This window comes from Mesorhizobium sp. M0522 (assembly GCF_040321085.1).
Taxonomy (GTDB): domain Bacteria; phylum Pseudomonadota; class Alphaproteobacteria; order Rhizobiales; family Rhizobiaceae; genus Mesorhizobium.
The window spans coordinates 1-10,229 of sequence record NZ_JAMYQW010000077.1; the positions used below are offsets into that span (position 1 = coordinate 1).

General features: G+C 62.5%; 5 protein-coding genes and 4 pseudogenes. 3 read left to right on the forward strand and 6 right to left on the reverse strand.

Going from position 1 to position 10,229, the window contains the following annotated elements; genetic code table 11:
- From NKI58_RS34940 to NKI58_RS34955, 4 genes and pseudogenes are all read right to left on the reverse strand, one after another.
- On the reverse strand, window positions 1-605 hold a 605-nt coding region (locus tag NKI58_RS34940; RefSeq protein ID WP_352854479.1), incomplete at its 3' end, for an aminotransferase class III-fold pyridoxal phosphate-dependent enzyme.
- A 708-nt stretch (window positions 606-1,313) separates the two neighbouring features.
- Window positions 1,314-1,773 (reverse strand): annotated as a pseudogene (locus tag NKI58_RS34945) (MFS transporter); the annotation flags it as partial.
- A 54-nt stretch (window positions 1,774-1,827) separates the two neighbouring features.
- The gene (locus NKI58_RS34950; RefSeq protein ID WP_352854481.1) at window positions 1,828-2,943 is read right to left on the reverse strand and encodes a transposase; all 1,116 of its coding nucleotides are present in this window, start codon (window positions 2,941-2,943) and stop codon (window positions 1,828-1,830) included.
- 244 nt (window positions 2,944-3,187) lie between these two features.
- Window positions 3,188-3,391, reverse strand: a pseudogene (locus tag NKI58_RS34955) (transposase); the annotation flags it as partial.
- A 264-nt stretch (window positions 3,392-3,655) separates the two neighbouring features.
- On the opposite strand from NKI58_RS34955, the gene NKI58_RS34960 reads away from it, so the two are divergent.
- Window positions 3,656-4,873, forward strand: coding sequence for an IS110 family RNA-guided transposase (locus NKI58_RS34960; protein WP_352619177.1), 1,218 nt, complete (start codon window positions 3,656-3,658; stop codon window positions 4,871-4,873).
- A 311-nt stretch (window positions 4,874-5,184) separates the two neighbouring features.
- On the opposite strand, the pseudogene NKI58_RS34965 reads toward NKI58_RS34960, so the two are convergent.
- Window positions 5,185-6,198, reverse strand: a pseudogene (locus NKI58_RS34965) (IS256 family transposase); the annotation flags it as partial.
- A gap of 203 nt (window positions 6,199-6,401) precedes the next feature.
- On the opposite strand from NKI58_RS34965, the gene istA reads away from it, so the two are divergent.
- Window positions 6,402-7,691: an IS21 family transposase gene (istA, locus tag NKI58_RS34970; RefSeq protein ID WP_352854482.1), complete on the forward strand. Its 1,290-nt coding sequence runs from the start codon at window positions 6,402-6,404 to the stop codon at window positions 7,689-7,691.
- Window positions 7,691-8,435 (forward strand): annotated as a pseudogene (istB, locus tag NKI58_RS34975) (IS21-like element helper ATPase IstB). Before istA ends, istB begins: the two are co-directional and overlap by 1 nt.
- Before the next feature lie 460 nt (window positions 8,436-8,895).
- Here the strand turns inward: istB and NKI58_RS34980 are convergent.
- Window positions 8,896-9,918, reverse strand: a complete 1,023-nt coding sequence (locus NKI58_RS34980) for an IS110 family RNA-guided transposase (RefSeq protein WP_352854483.1) — start codon at window positions 9,916-9,918, stop codon at window positions 8,896-8,898.
- Window positions 9,919-10,229 lie beyond the last annotated feature (311 nt).

Sequence of the window (10,229 nt, forward strand, 5' to 3'; positions counted from 1 at the left end):
AACTCACCCTCGGTCTCGCCCTCGAAGCCAGACGTGCGCAGATGCGGTGTCGTGAGGTGGATCACCGGGATGATCGGCATGTCGAAATCGCGATGGTTGTTGGGAAGGCCGGTCAGGCTGCCAGAAACCATCGTAATGCCGTGGTAGCCTTTCGCGCGTGCAAGAAATTTCTTTTTCTCGGGGCGGCCACGGGCGTTGTTCACATACCAAACCATCTTCACGACGGTATCGTTAGCTTCGGATCCCGAATTCGTGAACGACACACGCGTGATGTGTTCGGGGGATAGTTCAACTAGTTTCTCGGCCAAGCGAATGTTCGGCTCATGGCTCATATGGTTGAAAGTATGGTAAAATGGCAGTTTCTGCATCTGCCTGATCGCCGCCTCAACCAGTCGCGGTTCGTTAAACCCGACAGCTACCGACCATAGGCCAGCGAAACTTTCAATGTACTGCGTTCCAGCAACGTCATAGACGTAAATGCCCTCGCCACGGTCCATGATTAGAGGACCCTTCTGCTCATGCAAGCGCGCATTGGTAAAAGGGTGGAGGCCTGTTGCGATATCCATCGCGGCCAGAGAATTGGATAGGCGGTTATCCGTGCTCATCTTACTGCTCCCGTAGTATGGATTTTAAGCTCCGGCGGAGCAGCGCTTTCACTTCGGAAGCCTTCGCGCCGTAGGCCGACAACCGTGACGATTAACGACCGAAGGCAAATTCTCTCACTGACCGTCTGTTGGTCAACACGGAAATCGAGATCACGGCCATCTCGAAACGAGATCTAAGCACTGGGCAGCGGGCCGCCAAGGCGGTGGCTATGGGCAAGATCATTCCAGTTCAAGTTTCTCGCTGGCATCCGGCACGGATTCGTAGAAAACAGCCGACTAATCCTAGCCTAAGGCTTCCTGCTTTGCCGATGCTTGCGCGGCCGGAACGAACCGCGCCTCGATGGCCTGTTTCGACGAGGACCGATTGAGGGCTGAATTTCCAGATGCCTCGGCCCGGTTCGATTGTGCGAAGGGCATGGCTATTCGCGGAACTGCGCCGACGCGGCTTGAGGCCTTCTGCCTTCTTCTCCACCGCTTTTGCTGAAGCGACTTTCTCTGCCGCATCTGTTTCCGCTGGCGCGGACGTATCACCGTGGCCGGCAGGCCCAGACATTAAATCCCTAAGCAGGATCGAGGCCGCGTCATTGACCTCGAACACGGCACGTTCTGTGCCATGACGGCTAATCTGAATTACGACTGGCCTCTCAAATTTTATTAAGCCGGTCATTTCGCCTCCCCTTCAAGTCCCTGCAAATCCAGGGCCTGCGATCATAGCCGGAAGAAAAATCGCGCCGTTTGATCCCGCTTGCGGGTCGCCCCGGTCGGTCGCTCAGTTGAAAGCTTGGTACGAGGCGGCGTTCCACCCAGGTTCAATTCGAGCAGACGCTGGTCCATCTCCTTGTCTGCAGCTGTCAGGCGATGGTTCAGGCGCAGATAGTCCATCCAGGTCGGCGTGCGGAAGGTTTCTGTCCAACACGAAGAATCCTGAAGATCGCGCTGGAGGTTCCAATGCCGAGCACCGACGCGGCTTTGCACTCGCCGTGTTTCTGCATCCGGTCGCCTCCGGTATTGAGTACTCGATCTTGACGAGGATCGGGCCGCTTCTCGGCTTCAGGTCGAGAGCGAGCAGTGGCGTCTCGAAGCCAAAAGGGTCCTGGTCAGAATCCTGCCATTGACGGATAGGCATCAGGAAGCCGGCGGCCGCGACCATTACTAGCGCACCAGCGGAAGGCTGATGTTTGGGTTTTGCGATCTCCTCTGCTGGCTGTCTTTCGAATAGCGCTCACGCCGCCTTTGGCGCGGATTGAACCGTGCAGGCGATCGACCAGATGAAGCCGACCATCTCGCGTGCGATGGCGGCAACGACGACGTTGGCGTTCTCGCCGCGCGCGCTCAGCCGACGATATCGGGTGCACAGCCGAACTTGCGCCTTCCACCCGATATCACGAACGACTTTTGGCAGCGCCTCGATCCGGTCGACCTTGTGCCGGCCGATGCGCGGCCTCATCCTGTAAGCCCAGGCGCCCTCGACCAGGGCGCTGCCGGGCATGGGTGTTGCCGGTCTTGGTGATGCCGCCGCGCCAGACGGTCTCGCCACTCGATTGCTCGCCAGGGACCAGCCGAAATAGGCCATGAGCTGGCGTGGATTGGAGAAGCGTGTGAAGTCGCCGACATCCGCGACCAGCACCACCGCATTGATCAGCGCGATACCGCGCATTGCCTGCAAGGCATCAACCACCGGGCGCTGGTTCCATTCTGGGAGCAGGCTGAGTATCTGTTCCTCGACCTGCTGCAGGCGCCGTTCCGCGTCCATGACGGCATCGACGTAATCCTGAAATGCGATCTGCTGAGCGGGATGTTCGAAGGCCAATGTCGAAAGCCATCGCCGGTAAGCCATTCGCCAGGCCGTCCCACGCTCGTGCTTGCGTCCGTGACGCAGCAGAAATCCCTGAAGATGTTGGCGCGCTCGCGTCACCACCTGTCGTACGACGCTGCGTAGCCGTACCAGGTCGCGCATGGCTTCGTGATCGGATCGGGCACCCACACGGGCGTCAACTCTCCGGCCCGATTGAGGCGGGCGAGCATGGTGGCGTCGCGGCGGTTCGTCTTCGCCCGATCGCCGGGCTTCCTCGGAATCCAGCGACGGCGCCACCACGTCGCATCGATGGCCAAGGCTTGTGAGTTGGCGATGAACGCCATAGCCGCACGGGCCGGCCTCATAGCAAAATGTCAGCCGTTTGCTGGAGCGCCTGAGACGATCGCACAGCTTGCTGATGGCATCAGCGTCATTGGCAATCTCGCCGAGATATTCCACCGAGCCGGAGCGTCCGCTCTCCGCCACCGCGACCGAAATCCGTTGCTTGTGAATATCCAAACCGACAAATCTGATATGTTCCATATGGCCCGTCTCCTATGCATGAGGCTCTGCGCCGGCCAGCCGGCTTAACCCTCGTACCGTTGCATATCGGATGACGGGCCACCCCAGGCCCAGCAATCATAGGGACTAGATACTAAAAGCTGCCCGTGAGGCGCGTGACGGTTGTGTGCGTCAAGTTCTGCAAAATGGCGTGGCATTGCGGTGACGTCGGCGTGTCCGCCGCGCACCCCCCGTGTTTAGCGGAGCGGCGGACACATGACGGTGCTCAGGCGGCCAAGGCCCTCAGGCTCTCCTTCTTGTGCTCGCGCAGATGATCCATGTTGAGATAGCGGGTCGCCTCGAGCCAGTTCTCGTGGATCTCGACCGCCAGCGCCCGAACCAGCCGCAGACAACTCCGCGGGTTGGGGAAGATGCGAACGACCAGGGTGCGCCGCTTGATCTCCTGGTTCAGCCGCTCCAGCATGTTCGTAACCGGTATGATCATGACGGTGCCATCCGATCCCCGCTGGAGATGAGCGATTTTCGGCGTATGGTGCGACCATCCGGGACAGGGGCACCGGGAGCACGCCAAGTGCGGGCAGGCCGATGTATTCGATGAGCTGCGAGCTCGCGTTAGTAGCTGGCCGCCCCTGCGACCTGCCCGGTTGCGCCGAGAGCGCGGATCCGTAGGTGTCGCGTCGCCCGCCGGCTCCCGATTGTTGAGGAGAGGGAGCCGATGAGACGTGTGATTGGAATGGACATCCACCGCACCTTTGCGGAGGTGGTGGTTTGGGAAGACGGCCGGCTGCGCCATCACGGACGGGTCGACATGACCCGCTCGGGACTGGAAGGGTTCGGCCGCAGTTTGCGACGGACTGATGAGGTTGTCGTCGAGGCTACGGGCAACGCCATGGCGGTGGTGCGGGTTCTGTCGCCCTATGTCGGCCGGGTGATTGTCGCCAACCCGATGCAGGTGAAGGCGATCGCTCATGCCAGGATCAAGACCGACAAGATTGATGCCGGCGTTCTGGCGCAACTCCATGCCAGCGGCTTTCTGCCGGAGGTCTGGGTTCCCGATGAGCGGACTGAGCGGCTTCGCCGCCTCGTCGCGCGGCGCAACCAGGTCGTGCGGCATCGCACGCGAGTGAAGAACGAGGTGCATGGCATCCTGCAGGCGCACCTCGTGCCGAAGTGCCCGCATGCCGATCTGTTCAACAATCGCGGTCGCGCCTGGCTCGAGCGGCAGGTGCTTCCCGACGACGAGCGGGCCGCTATCGCCCGCCACATCCGCGAGATCGATCGCCTGGCCGAGGATCTGGCTGACCTCGATCGCGACATCGCCCGGGAAGCGGTTGATGATGCGCAAGTCCGGCGGCTTCAGACGATCACCGGCGTCAATGTCATCGTCGCGAGCGGTATCATCGCCGCGGTCGGCGACATCCGGCGGTTCCGCGAGCCGCAGAAGCTGGTGAGCTACTTCGGCCTCAATCCGCGTGTGCGCCAATCCGGTCTTGGCTTGGCGCAATATGGCCGGATCAGCAAACATGGGCGTTCCCATGCCCGCGCCATGCTGGTCGAGGCCGCCTGGGCGGCGGCGAAGGCGCCCGGACCGCTCAGGGCCTTCTTCCTACGCATCCGTAACAAGCGTGGTCATCAGGTCGCAGCTGTGGCGGTCGCCCGCAAGCTCGCCGTGCTGATCTGGCATCTGCTGACAAAGGAGCAGGACTACTTCTGGGCTCGCCCGGCGCTGGTGGCGGCAAAGCAGAGGCAGCTCGCTCTCAAGGCCGGCGCGCCGGGCGAGCGCGGTGTCGGTCGCCGCGGTTCGGCTTACGCCTACAACGTGAAGGAGTTGCGAAACAGCGAGAAAGCCGCGGCCGAGAATGCCGAACGTGCCTACGAGCTAATGGTTCGGCATTGGCGGTCACGCGGGCCGAAGCGGCGCACGGACGCCACAAACGAGGAACGACTATAACGGCTGCGTGGCGGCACTCTCATCCTCTCGCACCACTCTTTGCCACGTGGTCGTCCGTGCCGGACAAATATAGCACAAGGAAATCTGGCGGCACGACCTACGCCCTCGGTCCGCTCCAGAATGGCGCCGTGCTCGACGCCGTCAAGGCGTGGCCTGGAAACCTCGCAGCCGGCCGCGGCGCCATCGCACCGGCCAGCCTTGACTGCGTCTCGACACGCTCGCATGGGAAATCCTGTGGGCCGGGACGAAGAAGCAGGCTCACCTGAGCCGAACAAAGAAACGCAACAGGAATCGAAAAAGTCGAAATCAGGCTTGTCGATGTCATCCGTCGACTTCATGTGCTTGTGGTGAGCTAGCGGCAGCCGATAGAAGCTCAGCGTCTCCTCGATGTTATCTTCCACCCAGTTGACCAGCTTCGGGTATTTGGCCTGCCATTTGGCGATCCACTGCGCCAGGTCGCGTTTGACCTCGGCAAGGTCGCGCCGGTCGTAGAACCATCTGAGCTCCATCAGGCAATCGTCGTCGACCTTGCGCGGCACGTAGTCGAGCGCGTTTCTGAGGAAGTGCACGTAGCAGCGCTGCCAGACCGCTTCGGGCAGCACTTCGCGGATTGCCGCCCTGAGCCCCGGATGGTCGTCGGAGACGACGAACTCGACGCCGGCGAGCCCGCGATTCTTGAGCCCCGTCACGAACTCGCGCCAGCTCGAACGGCTCTCCCGGTTGGCCAGCTCCACGCCCAGAACCTGGCGCCGGCCCTCCCAATCCACGCCGATCGCCACCAGCACCGCCTGGCTGGCGATCACGCCCGCCTCGCGAGCCCGTTCGTAGCGCGCGTCCAAGATGAGATACGGATAGCTTTCCTCGAGCCGCCGCGTGAAGAACGCCTTGAGCGCCTCATCCAGCCGCATCGTCGCCTCGCTCACCGTCGAGGCCGAGAAGGAATGGCCGCACAGTTCCTCCGTCACCGCCTTCACCTTGCGGGTCGAGACGCCCTGCACGTACATCTCGACCAGCGCCGACACCAATGCCTTCTCCGAACGCTGGTAGCGCTCAAACAACTCCGTCGAGAACCGGCCAGCCCGATCCTGCGGAACGCGAAGCTCCAGCACCCCGACCCGCGTCACCAGCTTGCGCTCGTAATAGCCGGACCGGTAACTCGTCCGCTCCGCCGTCCGCTCGCCTTTCTCGGCCCCGATCGCCTCCGTCATCTCGGCTTCAAGAACCTCCTGCACGACACTCTGCAATGCCTGGCGAAAGCCGTCCTCATCCGACAACAGCAACGCTTTCAACTCGCCTCTGCTCAGTCTAACGTCTCGATTGGTCATGGCACTTCCCCTTCCACGGGAATCGGTGATCGCAACGTCACCACCGTGCCATGGCCGCTCGCCCCTCAGAGCAAGCCCCGTTCTCTCTCCAAAACTTTTTGCAGAACCTTCAGCACATCTGTGGACGCCTGTCGGCCGAATTGAGAAACTGACCCCCTGACGAAATGACGAACTGACCCCCTCGGTTATGAGAGGAGGCATGGATGACGGTTGAGATTTCGGCGATTCCTGCATTGTCGAGAACGATGCAGGGAGAGGAGATGCTTCAGCCTGAAGAGGTGGCAGCGATGCTGCGGCTGCATGAGCTTGGCTGGGGAGCGAAGCGACTTGCGAAGGAATTCGGATGCGCGCGCAACACGGTGCGTCGGTATCTGCGCGAGGGCGGGACTTTTCCGTTCCGCAAGCCTGTGCGGCGGACCGCGTTTGACGGGCTGGACGATTGGCTGCGGGAGCGCTTCTTCCGCCATGGCGGCAACGCCGATGTGGTGCGCCAGGAACTGGAGAGCGAACATGGGATCGTTATAGGGCTTCGGTCGGTGGAGCTTCGGGTGCAGGGTTGGCGTCGGGAGTTGAGGGCGCAGAAGCGCGCGACGGTTCGGTTTGAGACGGCGCCGGGACATCAGATGCAGATCGACTTTGGCGACACGCGGGCGTGGGTCGGTGGCGAGCGTGTTCGGGTGCACCTGTTTGTGGCGACGCTGGGTTACTCGCGTCGGCTGCATATCCGTCCCTCGCTTCGGGAGCGCCAGGCGGACTGGTTCGAGGGGATGGAAGGAGCCTTCCTTCGCTTCGGCGGGGTTCCAACGGAAGTGCTGTTCGACAATCCGAAGGCGCTGGTCGAACATCACGATGCGACGACGCGGGAGGTGCGGTTCAATGTGAGGCTGCACACCTTTGCCCGCTACTGGGGATTTACGCCGCGGGCTTGTGCGCCCTACCGGGCGCGTACGAAGGGGAAGGACGAACGCGGGGTCGGCTATGTCAAGCGCAATGCGATTGCCGGCCGCCGGTTCGAGAACTGGGCGGCGTTCGAGGCGCATCTGGACCGGTGGACACGCGAGATTGCCGATCAGCGTGTGCATGGCACGACCGGCGTGGCTCCTGCGGAGCGCTTTGCCGAAGAAGCCATGGCGCTTCGCCCTCTGGGCGGACGGGCACCGTTTGGGCAGCTGCGGGATCTCGTGCGCAAGGTCAAGGCGGACTGCGCAATCGACCTGGACACGAACAGTTACTCGGTTCCCTGGCGGCTGATCGGGGAGAGCGTCCAAGTCGTGGTGCTGGGCGGCCGCGTTATCGTGCGTCATGCGGGCGAGGTGGTGGCGGATCATGCCTTGTGCCGCGGGCGTCGCCAACGGATTGTCGAGCGGGCGCATCTTGCCGGCGTGGTCGGCGCTGCTGCGCCGGTGCGATCGGCGCCGGCGGAGATCGTTGCGCCTTCCGCTCTGTTGCGGCCGCTGGCCGAATATGAGGCACTGGTGGGAGGCAGCTGGTGATGACGACGGTCGATCACGAGATGCTGGTGGCTCAGCTCGACCGGCTGAAGCTGACCGCGATCCGGGATCAGCTCGATACGCTGCTGGACGAAGCGGCGCGTTCGCAAATGACCTTGCGCGAGGCTTTGGCCTTCCTGGTGACGCGCGAGATCGCGCGGCGCGACGAGCGGCGCATCTCCATGGCAGGCAAGATCGCGCAGTTCCCGTTTGTGCGCGAACTCGATGGCTTCGACTTCGACGCGCAGCCGTCGCTGGATCAGCGCCAAGTCCGGGAGCTGGCGACCTGCCGCTGGATTGCCCATGGCGACACGGTCCTGTTCCTTGGACCTACCGGGTACGGGCAAGACACATCTGGCGGTGGCTCTCGGGCGCGAGGCGATCCGGCAGAACCATAGCGTCCAGTTCGTCACGGCGGCCACGCTCGTGGCGATGCTGGCCAAGGCCCATGACGACGGTTCACTCGAAAAGCAGCTGACGACCCTGTCGCGGCCGAAACTGTTGATCATCGACGAGCTCGGCTATCTCCCGTTCGAAGCCAATGCCGCGCATCTGTTCTTCCAGCTGGTGTCGCGGCGTTATGAGCGGGGAGCGATCCTGATCACCTCCAACCGCTCGGTGGGCGAATGGGGCAGCGTGTTTGGCGATCCCGTGGTCGCGACCGCGATCCTTGATCGCCTGCTTCATCATTCGACAGTGATCACCATCCGCGGTGACAGCTACCGGCTTCGCGAAAAGCGGGGGTGAGCCGAGACCAACAGAAGACCCAACACCCCGCCCCCGCCCCACAACCCCACCCCCCCCCCCCCCCCCCCGCCCCCGCCCCGGCGCCCCCCCCCCCCCCCCCCCCCCCCCCCCCCCCCCCCCCGACACCAACGAAACCGCAAAGCAATGAGGGGGTCAGTTCTTCGTTTCGCCCCAGGGGTCAAATCCTCACTTCGCTTGACAACGCCCCCGTGAGCGCAAGAAGAATCTTCGAAAGGCAGTATAGCGGCGCGTAGTCGGGTGCTGACATCTGTCCGGCCTCTGATGCGGCCTTCCATTTGCCGCCGGCCCGTATGGGAGTTCGCCGATCGGATCCATATCACTACCGCGCGCTCGAGGCGCTCTGTGCTGAACTGGTTTTTCCGATCCGTCTCTCATCGACTGTCGCGCCATACCTCTCCGTGTGACCTTCCTACACCTGCGACGACCTCAGACCGAGCTGCTATGCTGCCACGGCCGGAGCCCTGTAGGTCCCACCTCTTGCCATGAGCGCCCAGACGATGCGGGCCATCTTGTTGGCAAGAGCGACGACCACAAGCATTGGCGGCTTGCGGGCGAGCATGCGCCCAAGCCACGATCCTTCACGAATACCTCGCCGACGAGCATGACGCACGACAGCGCTCGCTCCGATGATAAGCAGGCGACGCAAAGTACGCTCGCCTATCTTCGATGTTGCACCGAGTTTCTGTTTACCCCCGGTTGAGCGTTGCAGCGGCGTCAGGCCCAGCCAAGCGGCGAAGTCGCGCCCCTTTCGGAAGATTGCGGCGCAAGGCGCCAGTGCAACCAGAGCCGTTGCCGTTATCGGACCAACGCCGGGGATTGTTGCCAACCGCCGCACGTCTTCATCCTCTCGGGCACGCCGTGCAATCTCGGCATCGAGCTGCTTGATCCTTTCCTCCAGCGATCTCAGCGTATCGACCAGCATGGTGAGGGCCAGGCGGGCTGCTTTTGGCAGATCGCCCTCAGGATCCTCTACCTTTTCCATCAGCTTGGCGGTGTGAGAAGGGCCCTGGGCAACGACCAGTCCATATTCTGCGAGATGGCCGCGCAAGGCGTTGATCGTCTGGGTGCGCTGCCGCACCAGCAGATCACGAGCCCGGAATACGGCCGCACGCGCCTGCTCCTCCTCACTCTTCACGGCGACAAAGCGCATGGTCGGCCGCTGCGCGGCCTCGCAGATCGCCTCGGCATCGGCGGCGTCGTTCTTCTGCCGCTTCACGAAAGGCTTTACATAGGATGGCGGGATCAGACGAACGGTGTGCCCGAGCTTGCCGATCTCGCGCGCCCAGTGATGCGCCCCAGAACAGGCCTCCATGGCGACCAAGCAGGCCGGCTGCCCAGCGAGAAACGCAAGCACCTTGTCGCGTCGCAGTTGCTTGCGGAAAACAATGGCGCCCGCCGCATCGGCTCCATGCGCCTGAAACACATTCTTCGCTAGGTCCAACCCGATCGTGTTAACTTCCATTGTGGACGCTCCCTCTCTTACGGTGGCTGTCAAACACCACCATTCTGGCACATCGATGCCGTCGAGGGGGCGTCCACCCCATCACTATCCGCGTGACTGGAGAGGAAGGCTACCCTTGACCCGCTCCCCGACCAACATTCTGCATAGAGGCCTGCGATTTGGCGCAACAGAGTCGCCCCTCGGCCGTGCGACATTCGATTTGCGTTAGCTGATCGCTTCAGCGACCACGAAATCCGCCACCTCGTCGAGCGTCTTCTTGGTTCTGGTCACTACCTCGAGGGCCTGTTCCTCAGTAATAATGAGCGGCGGAC